Source organism: Sphingomonas sp. (assembly GCF_051962185.1).
GTDB lineage: Bacteria > Pseudomonadota > Alphaproteobacteria > Sphingomonadales > Sphingomonadaceae > Sphingomonas.
This window is the reverse complement of the sequence record NZ_JBQCCN010000222.1, coordinates 1-15716: the sequence shown is the minus strand read 5'-3', so window position 1 is coordinate 15716 and position 15716 is coordinate 1. Positions and strand designations below refer to the sequence as shown.

At 66.3% G+C, this 15716-nt stretch carries 15 protein-coding genes; 3 read left to right on the top strand and 12 right to left on the bottom strand.

What is annotated here, in order from left to right; translation table 11 throughout:
* The 6 genes from ACTHJR_RS14190 to sseA form a co-directional block, all read right to left on the bottom strand.
* Nucleotides 1–293 (bottom strand): Fur family transcriptional regulator (locus ACTHJR_RS14190; RefSeq protein ID WP_440523887.1); only part of this gene is annotated, 293 nt, incomplete at its 3' end.
* Nucleotides 294–357: 64 nt separating this feature from the next.
* A complete protein-coding gene (locus ACTHJR_RS14185) occupies nucleotides 358–744 on the bottom strand; it encodes a MerC domain-containing protein (protein ID WP_440523886.1) in 387 nt (128 codons plus the stop codon).
* Nucleotides 745–1034: 290 nt separating this feature from the next.
* Entirely contained in the window at nucleotides 1035–1901 is an 867-nt protein-coding gene (locus tag ACTHJR_RS14180) for a TorF family putative porin (RefSeq protein WP_440523885.1), read from the bottom strand.
* A gap of 189 nt (nucleotides 1902–2090) precedes the next feature.
* On the bottom strand, nucleotides 2091–3371 hold the full coding sequence (locus tag ACTHJR_RS14175; RefSeq protein WP_440523884.1) for a mechanosensitive ion channel family protein: 1281 nt from the start codon (nucleotides 3369–3371) through the stop codon (nucleotides 2091–2093).
* Entirely contained in the window at nucleotides 3368–4555 is a 1188-nt protein-coding gene (gene metC / locus ACTHJR_RS14170) for a cystathionine beta-lyase (protein ID WP_440523883.1), read from the bottom strand. Before metC ends, ACTHJR_RS14175 begins: the two co-directional genes overlap by 4 nt.
* Nucleotides 4556–4750: 195 nt before the next feature.
* A complete protein-coding gene (gene sseA / locus ACTHJR_RS14165) occupies nucleotides 4751–5590 on the bottom strand; it encodes a 3-mercaptopyruvate sulfurtransferase (protein WP_440523882.1) in 840 nt (279 codons plus the stop codon).
* A 319-nt stretch (nucleotides 5591–5909) separates the two neighbouring features.
* Here sseA and queF point away from each other — a divergent pair, with 319 nt between their 5' ends.
* From queF to ACTHJR_RS14150, 3 genes are all read left to right on the top strand, one after another.
* Nucleotides 5910–6356 carry a preQ(1) synthase gene (gene queF, locus ACTHJR_RS14160; protein WP_440523881.1) on the top strand — a complete coding sequence of 149 codons (447 nt, stop codon included), beginning with the start codon at nucleotides 5910–5912 and terminating at the stop codon, nucleotides 6354–6356.
* A gap of 137 nt (nucleotides 6357–6493) precedes the next feature.
* Nucleotides 6494–8761: a glycosyltransferase gene (locus tag ACTHJR_RS14155; RefSeq protein WP_440523880.1), complete on the top strand. Its 2268-nt coding sequence runs from the start codon at nucleotides 6494–6496 to the stop codon at nucleotides 8759–8761.
* 46 nt (nucleotides 8762–8807) lie between these two features.
* Nucleotides 8808–10094 carry a glycoside hydrolase family 130 protein gene (locus ACTHJR_RS14150; protein ID WP_440523879.1) on the top strand — a complete coding sequence of 429 codons (1287 nt, stop codon included), beginning with the start codon at nucleotides 8808–8810 and terminating at the stop codon, nucleotides 10092–10094.
* Nucleotides 10095–10115: 21 nt separating this feature from the next.
* Here ACTHJR_RS14150 and ACTHJR_RS14145 read toward each other — a convergent pair whose 3' ends face one another.
* From ACTHJR_RS14145 to ACTHJR_RS14120, 6 genes are all read right to left on the bottom strand, one after another.
* Complete coding sequence (locus ACTHJR_RS14145; protein WP_440523878.1) at nucleotides 10116–12086, bottom strand: OPT family oligopeptide transporter; 1971 nt, start codon at nucleotides 12084–12086, stop codon at nucleotides 10116–10118.
* A 133-nt stretch (nucleotides 12087–12219) separates the two neighbouring features.
* Nucleotides 12220–12882, bottom strand: coding sequence for a hypothetical protein (locus ACTHJR_RS14140; RefSeq protein ID WP_440523877.1), 663 nt, complete (start codon nucleotides 12880–12882; stop codon nucleotides 12220–12222).
* A 3-nt stretch (nucleotides 12883–12885) separates the two neighbouring features.
* Nucleotides 12886–13218, bottom strand: a complete 333-nt coding sequence (locus ACTHJR_RS14135) for a hypothetical protein (RefSeq protein WP_440523876.1) — start codon at nucleotides 13216–13218, stop codon at nucleotides 12886–12888.
* Nucleotides 13215–14420: a M20 metallopeptidase family protein gene (locus ACTHJR_RS14130; protein ID WP_440523875.1), complete on the bottom strand. Its 1206-nt coding sequence runs from the start codon at nucleotides 14418–14420 to the stop codon at nucleotides 13215–13217. Before ACTHJR_RS14130 ends, ACTHJR_RS14135 begins: the two co-directional genes overlap by 4 nt.
* Before the next feature lie 43 nt (nucleotides 14421–14463).
* Nucleotides 14464–15111, bottom strand: a complete 648-nt coding sequence (locus ACTHJR_RS14125; RefSeq protein WP_440523874.1) for an MOSC domain-containing protein — start codon at nucleotides 15109–15111, stop codon at nucleotides 14464–14466.
* A gap of 155 nt (nucleotides 15112–15266) precedes the next feature.
* Nucleotides 15267–15716 (bottom strand): helicase HerA-like domain-containing protein (locus tag ACTHJR_RS14120; RefSeq protein ID WP_440523873.1); only part of this gene is annotated, 450 nt, incomplete at its 5' end.

The window sequence follows — 15716 nt, the reverse complement described above, 5'->3', positions numbered from 1 at the left end:
GCGTTGGCGATGTACGCGTTCGAACTCTCGACCCGGCGCGCCAGGTTGGCGCCGACGAACAGGTCGAGGATGCGATAGACGCTGTTGGCGGCGACCCGGCGCCCCTCCGCCTTCGACACCGCATCGGCGATGTCATAGGCGCTGGCCGGCTTGTCGAACTTGGCGAGCGCTTCGAAGATGCTGGCGCGCATCGCGGTCCATTGCTCGCCGGATTTCTCCAGCGTTTCCTGCGCGGCCTTGGTCAGTTCCTTGCCCGAAGCCTCGTGATGGTCATGGTGATGATGTGCACCCATGCCGACGAATTTAGGGATTGTGACGGGGGAGAGCAATGGCCGAGACGGCCTTGCCCATTGCTGCTCAGTGCGCGGCGCGACGATTCAGATCGTGACCGAGCGCCAGGATCGCGACGCCGATCAACGTCCACAAGGTCTCGCCGCCATTGCCGTGCGGCAATTGCATCGCGCCGGCCATCATGCCGAGCCCGAGCGAGCCAGTGACCGCGGGGGCCATGTAGCCATGTTCGAAGATGCCGCGACCCAATGCCAGCGCGCCGAGGACGATGGCTACGGTCAATCCGACCTCATGGAAGGCGGGATGGAGCAGCATGCCACCCGCGGTCGACGCCAGTGCCACCAGCACCGCGCTGGCGAAGCAATGCACCGCGCACAGCCCCGACAGACCCATCGCGTAGCGATCGAGATTGGGCAGGCGCGCGAGCCAGGACAGGCGAATCGACGAATGCATCGGGGCGCTATTTAGGCCCAAGTGCGAGACGTTACAATATTACATAATTAGATGTCGGCCGTAATGGATCGGCGTGCCGACCAATTGCGGACATCGCCGGGGGACGCGGGGATAATCCTCCCTACGCGAAGCGTGGGGAGGGGGACCGCTGGCGAAGCCGGTGGTCGAGGGGCCGCAGCGGCGCAGCCGCGAGGACGGGAGTTTCCCCTCCACCACGACGCTGATGCGTCGCGGTCCCCCTCCCCATCCGCGATGGGGAGGATTTTATCGGCCCGTTATCGCGAGGGCTTTCAGAACGAGACGCCGAGCGAGAACACGACGCCGCCTTGCGAGATGTTCTTGCCGGTGGGCGCGAACAGATCCTTGCTGGTGTCGACATAGCTGACGCCGGCGGTGAATTGCTTGTAGGTCACCGACGCGCCCAGCGCCCAATCGGTATATTCCTTGCCGATCGAGAGATAGCTCGGCCCGAACGTGTGACCGAGATGGCCGGTCAGCGAGATCGGCGTCTTGGGAATGCCGACCGTCAGGTCGCCCGCCAGATACAGATTGTCGTCCTTGTCGCGGCCGGGCAGGCCCGACCAGATCGCCTTCTGCTTGGGCGCGTAATTCGCGGTCACCTTGAGTGTCGCCGGCCCGAGCGTGTCGGCGACCGACAGATAGGGCTCGACGAAGTCGGTGTTCACGCCTTTGGCGCCGCCCGGATAGTAATAATAGAGCACGCCGCCGTCGATCGTGACGCCGCTCTTGAAGGTGTGCTTATAGCCCAGAATCAGGTCGATTTCCTGGTCGCTGCCCGCGGCGATGTAATCGTCGATCGAGCTGCCCCAGACCGAGGCGTAGAAGCCGGCCGTGGTCGTCGCGGTCAGCCCGCCTTGCACCGCGAAATGCTTGTTGGTCTGCGAGATGCCGCGGAACCGATAGTCGGAGACCAGGGTCGCCGACCCGCTGAAGCTGACCGGCGGTGGCGGCGCGGTATCGCCGTCCGCGGCTGCGACAGGAGCGGGCGCGGGCGACGGATCGTCCACGGCAGCTGTCGCCGATGTCGGTGCGGCGGTCGCGTCGGGTGTCGGCGTCGATGCCGGCAGCGGGTCCGCCAGGGCGGGAGTTGCGATGGCGAGCGCAAGCGCGCCAAGGCTGATGTGAGACAAGCGCATTATCTTCCTTTCGAAGCGAAAAGTGCGTTCGTCCCGCCTGCAGTGCCAGTCCAGCCTCTGTATCGGCACTGCCGATTGGGCCGTTAAGCCGGTCACATGGCCAGCAGACTGCCCCGTTTCGCTGCGCTGCACAATATCATTCGGAGCAAGAACGCCCATCGCGGTAATAATGTTGCGGCGGTGCAACACTCATTCGGTCGAGGGCGGTCCTCCGACCAGGTGAATGTCGCGGCGAGGATAAGGCAGCGTAATGTTGTTGTCGCGGAACAGCACCCATAGCCGGTTCAACACGTCCGACTTGACGCTCCCCACACCGCTTTCGGGGTCGTTGATCCAGACCAGGACCTCGTGCTCGACCCCGACCTCGCCGAATTTGGCCAGCCAGACGTTCGACTTGGGGCTATCGAGTACGCGCGGGCTTTCCGCGGCGGCGCGCAACATCAATTCCTGCGCGAGCGGCAAGTCGCAATCATAGGCCACCGTCACCGGGATACGAATGCGGACGTTGCGATCGGTATAGGACCAATTCTCGACCGGCTTGGTCATCAGATCCTCGTTCGGGATCAGATGCTCCTTGCCGTCGCGGGTGAGCACGCTGACCGCGCGCACGCCGATCTTGTTGACCCAGCCGACATCCTTTTCGCCGACGACGATGACGTCGCCCGGCTTGATCGAGCGGTCGAGCAGCAGGATGATTCCGGCGATCAGATTGCCGATCGTCTTTTGCAGCCCGAAGCCGACCGCGAGGCCGAGCGCGCCCGAGAAGACGGTCAGGCTGGTCAGGCTGATGTCGAGCAGATCGATGCCGATGAAGAAGGCGAGCGCGATCGTCGCGATCCCGGCGAGCTTCTGCGCGAGCAGCTTCTGCGTCGGGTCGAATCCGCGCGTGCTGACGATGGCATGGCCGACCAGCCGGTTGGCGAGCCGGATCGCGGCGAGCAGGCCTACCACCGTCACCAGCACGACGACGAGACGCAGCAGCGAGAAGCGCCAGGATCCGACATCGAAGCCGATCGAATCGAGCGCCTGCTTGATCGGCGCCAGCCCGCCCACCGAATGGCTGAAGATCGCGACGAACAGGACCAGCGCGACGCTCCACGCCATCCAGCGCGCGAGGTTGAGGCCGCGCAACAATTGCACCGTCATCCGCGCCACCGCGGCGCCGAGGAAGAAACCGATCAGCCCGGCGGCGACCGGCGGCCAGTGCCCCGCCGCCTGGAGCAAGGCGAGCAGCAGCGCCGCGGCGCCATGGCGCAGCACCGAGGGAACGCGCGGGCCGATCCCTCCGACATGATGGCCGAGATGGCGCTGCCACAAGGCCTCGGTCGGCGGTCCCAGCCAGCGACCGGCGAGCAGCCCGGTCACCAGCGAGGCCAGGATCAGGCCGAACACGATGAGCGTCTCGGTCGCCTCGCTGCCCTGGGGGATGTAGAACCCCTGCGCTTGCAGCCAGGCAACGGCCTGGTTCATCCCCGTGCCGCCCGGAACGCCGCCAAGGCCTGCTCGAGATCGGCGATCAGGTCGCTCGTGTCCTCCAGCCCGATATGCAGCCGGACCAGTGCCCCGCCGTGATCGGGAACGCCCAGTACGCGCCGGGGATCGGCGGTCACCGCCAGGCTTTCGTAGCCGCCCCAGCTGAAGCCGATCCCGAACAGTCGAAGCGCGTCGATGAACGCGGCGCGGCTGGTCTCGTCGCCGTTCCTGAGCGCGAAGGAGAACAGACCCGACGCGCCCTTGAAGTCGCGGACGAAGAATTCATGCCCCGGGCAGCTCGGCAGCGCGGGGTGGAGCACGGTTGCGACTTCGGGCCGCCGCTCGAGCCAGCGCGCGATCTCCAGCGCCGCGGTCTCGTGCTGCTTCAGCCGCACCGCCATGGTGCGCAGCCCGCGTGAGCCGAGCCAGCAATCGTCGGGGCTCGCCACCTGGCCGAGCTGGAAGCTGAGGTTGCGCAGCTTGGCGAAATGCCCGGGCGCGGCTGTGACCGATCCCAGCATCACGTCCGAATGCCCGACGACATATTTGGTGCAGGCCAGCACCGTCAGGTCCACGCCCTTTTCGATCGCCGGGAACAGCAGCGGCGTCGCCCAGGTATTGTCGAGGATCGTGACGATTCCGCGCGCCTTGGCGGCGGCGACGATCGCCGGCACGTCCTGCACCTCGAAGGTCAGGCTGCCCGGGCTTTCGAGCAGGATCGCCTTGGTGCGGTCGCCGATCAGCTCGGCGATGCCGGCGCCGATCAGCGGGTCGTAATGCCGCGTCGTGACGCCGATCCGCTTGAGGAAGCCGGCGGCGAAACTGGTGGTCGGATCATAAGCGGAATCGACCAGCAGCAGCTCGTCGCCGGGCTCCAGTACCGATAATAAGGCGGCAGTGACGGCGGCGACGCCCGAACAATAGAGGAAGGTCCCCTCCGCGCCCGGCTCGAGTTCGGTCAGCGCGTCGGCCAGCGCCCATTGCGTCGGCGTGCCGCGGCGCCCGTAATAGAGCCGGTGGTGCGTATCGCCACGCCCGGTCTCGCGCAGATGCTCGACCGAATCGTAAAGGATGGTCGACGCGCGCCACACCGGCGGGTTGACCACGCCCTGCGTCCATTCCTTGCGCCGCCCCGCGGTGACGACGCGGGTAGGGGGCTTGTCGTTCTCGTTACCGGCCATTGGGAAGTGCTAGGAGGCTGGGCGCGGTTCGACAAGCGGGACGGACAGGGCGGTGCGGCTATTCCCCTCCCGCTCGCGGGAGGGGGTAGGGGAGGGTGTGCCGCCAAATGCTGACATCAGCCGTGAGGCGACAAGCCCTTCCCCGACCCCTCCCGCAAGCGGGAGGGGAGAATGGTCGATCAGCGTCAACTCGGTTTACGCCGCGCCCATCGCCTTGGGCGTGTCGCGATCGGCGCCCCATTCGGACCAGCTGCCGTCGTACAGCGCCGCTTCATTGCCGAGCAAATGCGCGCCGAACAGCAACACAGCGGCGGTGATGCCCGATCCGCAGGTGGTCACCAGCGGCTTCGACAGATCGACACCGGCGGCATCGAACTCGGCCTTGAGCGCGTCGCCGGTCTTCCAGGTGCCGTCATCGTTGAGCAGCCGCTTGTACGGCAGGTTCTTCGACCCCGGGATGTGGCCGGCGTGCGTCGCTGCGCGCGGGTCGGGTTCCTCGCCGGTGAAGCGCGCGGCGGAGCGGGCATCGAGCACTTGCTCCGCGCCGCTACCGACATTGGCCTTCATCTGCTCGAGGTTGCGGACCTGGCTGTCGTCGGCCCAGACAGTGAAGTGGCGATGGCGGTGCTGCGGCTTGCCGCTTTCGACCGGCCGGCCCTCGGCGCGCCATTTGGCGAGGCCGCCGTCGAGGATCGCGACGTCATGCGCGCCGAACACGCGCAGCATCCACCAGGCGCGCGCCGCGGTGAGATAAGGCGAATTGTCGTAGAGCACGATGCGGCTGCCGTCGCCGAGCCCGAGCGACTGCATGCGGCTGGCGAATTTCTCGGGCGGCGGCAGCATGGTCGGCAACGGATTGGCCAGGTCGGAAATCTCGCCGATGTCGAAGAACACCGCGCCGGGGATGTGCGCCGCCTCATATTCCGCGGCGGGATCGCGTCCGTCGCTGGCGAGGACATAGGTCGCGTCGACCACCCGGAGGTCGTTCGCCCCCAGTTCGTTCGCCAGCCAGTCGGTGGTCACCAGCGCGTCCATGATTCGTCACTCCTCTACTTGTGGTCAACGCCAAACGCCCGGGGAGGAAGGAACGGCGAGCCGATGGTAGCGCGTGCGGCGAGGGGCGTCGAGGCGGTTGAGGCCCGGGGATCAATTTCTTCGGCAGGCTGGCTTTGCCTTCCGGTTTGCCACCATTTCATCGTCATCCCGGGCTCGTCCCCGCGTCCACGGAACCGCACGATCCGGGGTTCGTGGCACGGTGGACCCCGGCACAGGGCCGGGGGCGGCGACGGCGGAATGGTGGCCGTCGAACTATCACGGGGTGACGGTCGGGGACGGCGCCCCTATATCCCGCGCCATGAACCCCAAGCATCTCGGCCAGACCAGCAGCCTTCCCGCATCGCCCGAAGAAGCGGTGCTCGATTACGTTCCCAATCCGCGCCAGGGACGGCCGTATCTGGTCCGCTTCACCGCACCCGAATTCACCTCGCTCTGCCCCGTCACCGGCCAGCCCGATTTCGCGCATCTGGTGATCGATTACGTGCCCGGCGAGACGATCGTCGAATCCAAGTCGCTCAAGCTCTTCCTCAGCTCGTTCCGCAACCATGCCGCCTTCCACGAGGATTGCACGGTCGGGATCGGCGAGCGGCTGGTCGCCGAGATGAAACCGCAATGGCTGCGCATCGGCGGCTATTGGTATCCGCGCGGCGGCATCCCGATCGACGTGTTCTGGCAATCGGCTCCGGTGCCAGAGGGGCTGTGGCTGCCTGATCAAGGCGTTCCCAGCTATCGCGGGCGCGGCTGACCTTCGCGATCCTAACACGGATCAACGCGAATTCTTTGTTGCATTGCAGCAAAGGCGCAACCATATTTCTTTCAATCCGTTCAGGAAGGCATGAAACCGGGGCCATGGGCCCTCAACCGTCTTGTGAAAGGGCCGAAATGGCGTCTTCGCCGCAACAGCCGCGTACCAAGCATCTTGCACTGATCGGCAACTTCCTGCCGCGCCAATGCGGCATCGCGACATACACCACCGATACCTACCTCGCGCTCCAGGATCGCTTTCCGGAGATCAAGGTCGACGTCTATGCGATGGATGATCGCGCCGACGGCTATGACTATCCCCCCGAAGTCACCGGGGCGATCCCCCAGGAAAACGTGCTCGCCTATTTGTCAGCGGCGCGCGCGATCGAGGCGAGCGGGGCCGAGGCGGTCTGGATCCAGCACGAATATGGCATTTTCGGCGGGCCGGCCGGCGAGCATCTGCTGGCCTTGCTCGAACGGCTGACGATCCCGGTGATCGTCACGCTGCACACCATCCTGGAAAACCCGAACGACGATCAGCGGCGCGTGATGGACGGGCTGCTCAAGCGTGCCGCGCGGGTGATCGTGATGGCGGACATCGGCCGCGACATCCTGACGCGCGTCTATGGCGCGGACCCGCGGACGATCATGATGATCCCTCACGGCGTTCCCGACCGTCCGCTGATCGATCCCGACGAGATGAAGCCGCGCTTCGGCTGGGAAGGGCGCAAGGTACTGCTGACCTTCGGCCTGCTCGCCCCGAACAAGGGGATCGAAAGCGTGATCGCGGCGATGCCGGAGGTGGTCGCGGCCAATCCCGACGCGCTCTATGTCGTATTGGGCGCGACGCATCCCAATCTCGTCGCGCAGGAAGGCGAGGCATATCGCGACCGCTTGAAGGCGCTGGCCGCGGACAAGGGCGTGGCCGAGCACGTCCGCTTCATCGACGGCTTCCTCGAACATGAGGAATTGCTCGATTATTTGCAGGCGACCGACCTGTACGTCACGCCGTACACCAACCCGGCGCAGATCACCTCGGGAACGCTGTCCTATGCCATCGGCGTCGGCAAGGCGGTGGTGTCCACGCCTTATATCCATGCGACCGAGATCCTGGCCGACGGCCATGGCGTGATCGTCGATTTTGGCGACGTTGCCGCGTTCGCGCGCGAGATTTCGCGGTTGCTCGACGACGACGAGGCGCGCCGCGACCTCATGCAGCGCGCCTATGCCCGCGGCCGCACGATGATCTGGCCGCGCCTCGCCGAGGCGGGGATGGCCGGAATCGACGCGATCGTGGCCGCCGCGCCGCGCCGGATCAGGAGCAGCAAACCCTTGACCCCGCTCAAGCCCAGCATCGCCGCGGTCGAGCGGATGAGCGATGCGACCGGCATGTTCCAGCATGCCATCCTGTCGGTGCCGGACTTTCGTCACGGCTATTGCATCGACGACAACGTCCGGGCGCTGATGCTCATGTCGGCGGTCGACGACCTCGACGAGGAAGTACGCGACCGCTGGATGACGACCTATGCGGCGTTCATCCAATACGCGTGGAACCCCGACAAGCGCCGGTTCCGCAACTTCATGAATTTCGACCGGACCTGGTGCGAGGAATGCGGATCGGAGGATTCGAACGGCCGCACGATCTGGGCGCTGGGCGTGACCGCCAAGCGCGCGACGATGGCCAAGCATCGCGACTGGGCGGCGCGGCTGTTCGACGAGACCGCGGGACTCGCCTTCGAACTGATCAGCCCGCGCGCCCAGGCATTCGCGATGCTCGGCGCGGCGGCGATGCTGAGCGCGCGTCCCGGTCATGCCCAGGCGCGCGAGATCCTGCGGCGCTTTTCCGCCGATCTCGCCGGCTTGCTCGAGGAAACCCGGCGGCCCGAATGGGAATGGTTCGAGATCGTGCTGGCCTATGACAATGCCCGCCTGCCCGAAGCGATGATCCGCGCCGGCATGGCGCTCGATCGCCAGGATTTGATCGACAGCGGGCTGACCACGCTCAACTGGATCGTCGACCAGCAGACCAGCCCCGAAGGGCGTTTCCGCGCGGTAGGTACCGAAAGCTTCGGCCGCGCCTATGAAGGGCCGCTACCGTTCGATCAGCAGCCGCTCGAGGCGCAGGCGACGATCGATGCCTGTGCCGCCGCGTTCAAGGCGACCGGCGATCCGCGCTGGGTCGAAGAGGCGCATCGTGCCTATCGTTGGTATCTCGGCCAGAACGACCTCGACCTGCCGCTGGCGACGGCGCAGGACGGTGGCTGCTTCGATGGGCTGATGCCGGGCGGGGTAAACCGGAATCAAGGCGCCGAATCGATTTTGGCCCTGCAATTGGCGTCCTGCGCGATTTCCGCACTTGGAAAAGCGGCTGGAACCGTGGCAGGGACGAAGCGCGCCGTCGCGTAGCGACGACACGCGGCGCCGCTTGGATAGGTTGCAAGCGGGATCGCCGTTGCTCGAGATTTTTCATCACAGCCTCAGGCTGCACGCCGATCCGTCACGCGTCGTGGTGCGTCCGTTCCATATCGGCTGGTCCCCCAATGGCGGCGGCACCAGCCGGACCGAGCGGCTGGTGCGCGAAGTCATGGCGATGTCGCCGGACGAGACCCGCGACGAGCTCGAGATCGTGCTCAAGGATTTCGAGGCGCGGCACTGGCAGACGCGCCGCGTGTTCATGACGCGCTATGACGAGATCGAGGATCTGCTCGGGCTCGACGGCAAGGATATCGGCGACGAGAAGCGCCAGTTGATCGGCGCCTATTTCTGCCACGAATATAGCTATGCGGCGGCCGCGCTGATGAACCCCAGCGCGGTGCCGCATTTCGACCAGACCGGCATGCCCAAGGGGTCGATGCGGATCCTGATGTCGCTGCGCGCCGTGGGGGAGGGGCACATCTCCTCGGTCGCTTTCCGCGAAGGCATCATCACCGCCGACAACCAGATGCGGCTGGCGCCCGAGCCGCCGTTCGCGACCGCCGCCGACGTCCATGGCAGCGACGAGGAGCATGTGCCCTCCGGCCCGGTGACGGTGCATCGTCATCGTGACTCCACGCTGTCGGGCACGGTGATCTTCCCGATCACCGACGCCCAGTCGAAAGGGCTGGAGGACCTTCGCCTCGTTCAGTTCCGCCATGACGACGGCGAGGTCGAGTGGCTCGGCACCTATACCGCCTATAACGGTTCGCAGATCCAGTCGGAGCTGTTGCGCACCCGCGATTTCCGCTCGTTCGACCTGGTGCCGATGACCGGCCCGGCGGCGCGCAACAAGGGCATCGCCTTGTTCCCGCGCAAGATCGGCGACCGCTACATGGCGATCGGCCGGCAGGACGGCGAGAATCTGTTCCTGCTCGATTCCGATCGGCTGACGCATTGGGAAGAGGGCAAGTTGATGCTCGAACCCCATTATCCCTGGGAGCTCGTCCAGATCGGCAATTGCGGTCCGCCGATCGAGCTCGAGGAGGGGTGGCTGCTGCTGACGCATGGCGTCGGCGCGATGCGCAAATATTCGATCGGCGCGGTGCTGCTCGACAAGGACGACCCGTCGAAGATCATCGGCCGCGCGGTCGAGCCGATCCTGGCCGCCAAGAACCAGGATCGCGAAGGCTATGTGCCCAACGTCGTCTATTCGTGCGGAGCGATCCGCCACGGCGACGTCCTGTTCCTGCCCTATGGCGTCGCCGACAGCTCGGTCGCCTTCGCCTTCGTGCCGATCAAGGAACTGGTCGCGACGCTGACCTGATCGGGTAGCGCGTCTGCCCGATCAGCGCGCCAGCTTCTTCGTACGCGCGTACAGCAGCGCGATCAGCCCGATGAACAGCAGCGGCGCGAGGTAGAGGGCAACGGCCTCGAAATGGGCGCCGACGACGGCCAGCGGCGCATCGTTGGGTGGGGTCGGATTGTTGCGATTGGCCCAGGCAAGGATGCCCGCGAACGCCACCCCGAACAGGCTCTCCCCGACGATCAGACCAGTCGCGGCGAGCACGCCCATCCGCTCGGCGAAGCTGGGATTGGCCTGACGCTCGGCCCAGCGGTCATAGAAATGGCCGATCACCGCGCCGACCGGGATCAACAGCGTCAGCCCCATCGGGAGATAGATTCCCATGCCGACCGCGAGCGGGGGCAGCCGCATCTTGCCCGACCGGCCGAGAAGCTCGTCGATCGCGATGACGATCGCGCCGATCACCGCGCCGACGCCGATCAGCCGCCAGTCGAGATCGCCGCCGAGAACGCCCTTGGCTATCGACGAAATGAGCGCGGCTTGCGGCGCCGACAAGGCGTTCTCACCCGCGCCGGGCATGCCGACGAAGCCCAGGGTGTTCTTGAGCAGATCGAGCGTTACCGGAATCGCCAGCGATCCGAAGATCACGCCGAGCACCAGCGCGATCTGCTGCTTCCACGGCGTGGCGCCGACCAATTGCCCAGTCTTCAGATCCTGAAGATTGTCGTTGGAGATCGTCGCGACCGAGAAAACGATCGCGGTCGTGAACAATGCATAAGCGATCAGTGGCGCGGTCTGCTTGGGGTCGGTGCTGTGCCCGAAGACGGCCACGAGCAGCAACGAGGCGCCCAGCACCGCGAGAATGCCGACACCTGATACGGGGGAGTTCGACGCGCCGATCAGCCCGGCCATATAGCCGCAGATCGCCGCGATCAGGATGCCGACGATCAGGATATAGACGACCGTCCCGCCGATCACCAACACCGGGTAATCGTGCACCACGCCACCGGTGGAGAAGCTCCACAACAGCCAGGCGATCACCGGCACGGTCAGCAAGGTGATGCCGGCGACGACGCCGATCGGCAGGTCGCGTTCGGTCAGTTCCAGTGTGCCGCCGCCCTTGCGCGCCGCGCTCGCGGCCATCGCGCTACGCAGGCCGCTGATGATCGGTCCGATGATCTTGAGCAGCGACCACATCGCCGCGACGCCGATCGTCCCGGCACCGATGAAGCGCACCTGGTCGCGGAAGGTGTGGCTGACCAGCGCGTCGACCGTCGCCATCGGCGGGTTGTGCGCCGCGAGATAGGGAACCAGTCCCGTCCAGGCGATCATCATGCCGACGAACATCGCCACGCCAACCGACAGGCCGACGAGATGCCCGACGCCGATCAACAGCATGGAATAGCTGGTCGAGAAGCCGGAGGCGGTCCCGCCGATCCGGAAGTTCTTGGTGATCTCCCCCGCGGCCAGCTTCATCGCGGCGAGCAGGGCATAGGCCGCGGAGATCAGCGAGCCCAAGACGAGGATACCAAGTCCTTTGCGGTTTTCCTCGGCTCCGTTCGCGCTGGCCGATCCGACCTTGAGCACCTCGGCGGCCGCCACGCCTTCCGGATAGGGGAGGTCGGAACCCGTCACCAATGCCCGGCGCAGCGGTACCGAGAACATGACGCCGAGCGTGCCGCCGACGATGCAGACCGCGACCGTGGTCCAATAGGGAAAGCCCGTCCACCAGCCGACCATGATCAGCCCCGGCAGGACGAAGACGATCGCCGCCAGCGTTCCCGCCGCCGATGCGATCGTCTGGACGATATTGTTCTCCAGGATGTTGCCATCCTTGAAGAAACGCAAGATCGCCATCGACACGACCGCCGCCGGGATCGAGGTGGCGAAGGTCAGTCCGACCTTCAGCCCCGCATAGACGTTCGCCGCGGTGAACAGCACGGTGATCAACGCCGCGAGAAAGACCCCGCGTACGGTAAGTTCTGCGAGTGGACGGGTGGTGGCGGTGGTCATGCGAAGGGCCCGGTTCGAAAGTGTTCTTGGTGCCGGTAAAGCCTGCCCATTCTCGGCGCGCCTGCGTGTCGCTGCGCTGAACGGAAAACCACCCCGGTTTTATGAGCCCGGAACGTGGCACATTATTGCGGGGTTAGGACAGAAGATTCTGCGGCGCCATCAGCGAGGCGGTGGTGTAGCCGCTATGCAGCCGCCAGCCGAGCGATGTGTAGAGTTCGCGCCCAGCAGGCGTCGCGCAGAGCATGGCGTCACGGGCGCCGAGCCTGTTCGCCTCGATCGTGAGCGCGCGCATGATCGTGCTGCCCAGTCCTCGGCGCTGGTATCGGTCGGCGGTACGGATGCGATCGAATATGACGAGGTCGCCCATCGACACGACGCGCCCCCGCGCCGCCTCTTCGCCCTCCGCATCGGCGATATGCGCGAAGGTGATGGCGCCCTCGCTCATTATATCCATCGTGAATTCCGTCGAGAGGATCGGCGCACGGTCGAGCATCGCCGACAGCGGCGCGGTCATCATATAGCCCGGGGTCGCGATCTCCCAGCCCGGCGGGAGCAAGGGCTGGACGATCTCGGCCGGCGCGCAGACCTTGAGGTAGAGCAGCGGGCGGTCGATCGCGGCGGCGAGCGGGCGGATCAACTCGGCATCTGGCCGCGCGAAAATGTAGCGGCCGATCTGCTCAGGCTGACCGACATGGATGTAGAGCCCTCCATGCCGCTCGACCGGCGGCGCCGCACCGCGCGACATTGCCCAGGCCTCCGCCCAGCGGGCGATCAGCGCGGGATCGGCTTCGAGCATCGCTCAGTCGGAATCGGGAATCAGGCCGTATTCGACGTTGAGATCGAGCAAGCGATGGCCAAGGATCGCATTGGTTCGCACGTCGACCACCACGACCAGGAAGATGTCGGGCCGGTCGGTCTCGATCAGGATCTGGTCGTAGCGGCCCCTGGCGTCCTGATAGACCCGGTCGACATCGAGGAACTGTTCGACGCCATAGGCCGTGGGATCGAGCGCGTCGACATAGGGCCAGATGTCGAGATCGCCGCCGGCGTCCTCGTCGTCCGTGACGTCGAGCATCGGCTCGTCGAAGCAGGCGGCGAATTCCGCCGCGCTCAATTCGCGCGGGGCGGTCAATCGAACCCGTTCTCGAGGAAGCGCTCGGCATAGGCACAATGCATCGCGATGCCCTTGGCCATGACCGATTCCTCAATCGTCAGCTTGGTGTTGTGGAGCGGCGGGTTCTTGGCGGGCTCCGAGCCCTCGGGTGCGACGCCGATGAACGCCATCGCGCCGGGAACTTCGCGCAGCACGTAGCTGAAATCCTCACCGCCCATGATCGGCGCGGGCATCGGCTGCCACTGGCCCGGATCGAGATCGTCGGAAATCTGCTTGAGCAGGCCGACCGCGCGCGGATCGCATACGGTGACGGGATAGCCGTCGTCGATCCGCACCTCGGCGACGCAGCCGTGCGCGGCGGCGATGTTCTCGGCGATGCGCTTCAGCCCGGCACGCGCTTTCTCCCGCGTCTTGGGCGAGAGCGTACGCAGCGTGCCGATCATCTGCACGTCGTCGGGAATGATATTATAGGCGCTGCCCGCCTCGATCTTGGTGATCGACAGCACGGCGGGGTCGGTCGCCGGGATCTGGCGCGCGACGAACACCGAGAGCGCGGTGACGATCTCTGCGGCGACCGGGATCGGGTCCATCGCGTCGTGCGGCATCGCGGCGTGGCCACCCGCGCCGCGAATGGTGAAGTTGAGCGCGTCGGTCGACGCGAGCAGGGCGCCGGGCCGCGTCTGGATCGCGCCGGCGCGGGCATTGGGATAGATGTGGAGCGCGAAGGCGCTGTCGGGGCGCTGCACGTCGAGCAGGCCGTCCTCGATCATGAAGCGCGCGCCGTGATGCCCTTCCTCGCCCGGCTGGAACATGAAGACCACGGTGCCGGGCAGGCTGTCCTTGCGCGCCGACAGCGCCCGCGCGGCGCCGACCAGCATCGAGCAATGGCTGTCATGGCCGCAGGCGTGCATCGCATTGGGCACCTGGCTGGCGAAATCGAGCCCGGTCTCCTCGGGCATCGGCAGCGCGTCCATGTCGCCGCGCAACAGCACCGTTCGGCCATTGTCGCCGCCGCCGCGCAGGATCGCGATGAAGCCGGTGGTCGAGGTCGATTCGTGAATCTCGAGCGGCAGCCCGTCGAGCGCGGCGCGCAATTTGGCGGTGGTGCGCGGGCAATGGTTGCCGATCTCGGGATCGGCATGGATCGCGCGTCGCAACGCCACCACATCGGCGAGTTCGGCCTCGCCGGCGGCGATCCAGTCGGTTGAAAAGTCGTTCATGCGTATCGTCCTCGAGTCTTCCCGGGCACGCTAGCCCCAAGCGTCATGCCGCGTCGAGCGCCTCGCGCACGCGGCGGCCGATATTGCTGGCGAGCCCGGGCATCGCGGCGAGGTCCTGCAGCTCGGGCAGGGTCGCTCCGCCGAGGTTGACGATCCGTACCAGCCGCGGGAATCCGAAATCGGGATTGGGCCGCTCGGCAAGGATCACCGCGTCTCCCGCCGCGATCGGCCCTTCGCGCAACACGCGATAATACCATCCCGAATGCCCGGTCTTGACCATGTGCCGCGCCAATCGGGCGTCGCCCATCGCCAGCGCCAGCTTGAAACAGGGCTGGCGCGGCTGGCAGACCTGCAGCAGCGCGCCGCCGATCGCGTGGACGTCGCCTACGCACAGATCGTCCTCGGTCACCGCCTCGACCGTCAAATTCTCGCCCATCGCGCCGGCGACGAAACGCGGAGCGAGCTCGGGGAAGGCGGTCGCCCAGTCGGGATAGCGGGCCGAAGGATAGGCATAGACCGCCTTTTCGGGACCGCCATGGACCGAGAGGTCGGCCTGCTGGTCGCCATCGAGTCCGAGCGCGCCGGCCAGGATCGGCCCGGCCACCGCGCTCTTCAAAAACGCGCTCGCCACGTGTTCCGGGCCAAGCGGCGCGATCCGCCCGACGCGAAGCGAGGCGACCCGTGCGGTCATCGCCGCGCCGTGATCACGCTCGGAAAGACAACGAGTAGATTGTGGAGGATTGTCACTCGTCTTCCCCTATTTCCCACCCCGGCGAAGGCCGGGGCCCAATTACGACGCAGCCCGCGGCTGGGCGCCGGCCTTCGCCGGGGTGGGATTGGTGTTTGCTATCGGCCTTTGAACAATCCGCCGAGCACGCCGCGCACCAGGCCGCCGAGCAGGCCGCCGCTCGAGCTTCGCGACGATCCGCCGAATACCGCCTTGGTCACTTCGGTCGCGACCGCGCGGCCGACCGCGGAGCTGGCCGAGCGCGTCGCGGACGTCACCGCCTTGTTCCACGGGCTATTGGCCGCGGCACGGGCGTCCGCGGCCGCCTGGCGTTGCGCCGCGAGCTGGGCCTGGGCATCGGCCTTCGCCTGCACCGCGGCGGCTTTGGCGTCGGCGGCGGCCTGTTTGTCGGCATCGGTCTTGGCCTGGGCCTCGGCGGCCGCGGCGGCGGCTTCGTCGGACTTGGCCTTGAGGATTTCCTCGGCGGATTCGCGATCGACCAGCAGGTCGGATTTAGACCCCAACGCGTCGGGCTGGATGATAGTCGCGCGCGCCACGGGCGGCACAGG

Excerpts from the sequence above, each read along its gene's own strand:
- ACTHJR_RS14185 (WP_440523886.1), bottom strand. The coding sequence starts at position 744 with ATGCATTCGTCGATTCGCCTGTCCTGGCTCGCGCGCCTGCCCAATCTC.
- ACTHJR_RS14180 (WP_440523885.1), bottom strand. The coding sequence starts at position 1,901 with ATGCGCTTGTCTCACATCAGCCTTGGCGCGCTTGCGCTCGCCATCGCA.
- ACTHJR_RS14175 (WP_440523884.1), bottom strand. The coding sequence starts at position 3,371 with ATGAACCAGGCCGTTGCCTGGCTGCAAGCGCAGGGGTTCTACATCCCC.
- metC (WP_440523883.1), bottom strand. The coding sequence starts at position 4,555 with ATGGCCGGTAACGAGAACGACAAGCCCCCTACCCGCGTCGTCACCGCG.
- sseA (WP_440523882.1), bottom strand. The coding sequence starts at position 5,590 with ATGGACGCGCTGGTGACCACCGACTGGCTGGCGAACGAACTGGGGGCG.
- queF (WP_440523881.1), top strand. The coding sequence starts at position 5,910 with ATGAACCCCAAGCATCTCGGCCAGACCAGCAGCCTTCCCGCATCGCCC.
- ACTHJR_RS14155 (WP_440523880.1), top strand. The coding sequence starts at position 6,494 with ATGGCGTCTTCGCCGCAACAGCCGCGTACCAAGCATCTTGCACTGATC.
- ACTHJR_RS14145 (WP_440523878.1), bottom strand. The coding sequence starts at position 12,086 with ATGACCACCGCCACCACCCGTCCACTCGCAGAACTTACCGTACGCGGG.
- ACTHJR_RS14140 (WP_440523877.1), bottom strand. The coding sequence starts at position 12,882 with ATGCTCGAAGCCGATCCCGCGCTGATCGCCCGCTGGGCGGAGGCCTGG.
- ACTHJR_RS14130 (WP_440523875.1), bottom strand. The coding sequence starts at position 14,420 with ATGAACGACTTTTCAACCGACTGGATCGCCGCCGGCGAGGCCGAACTC.
- ACTHJR_RS14125 (WP_440523874.1), bottom strand. The coding sequence starts at position 15,111 with ATGACCGCACGGGTCGCCTCGCTTCGCGTCGGGCGGATCGCGCCGCTT.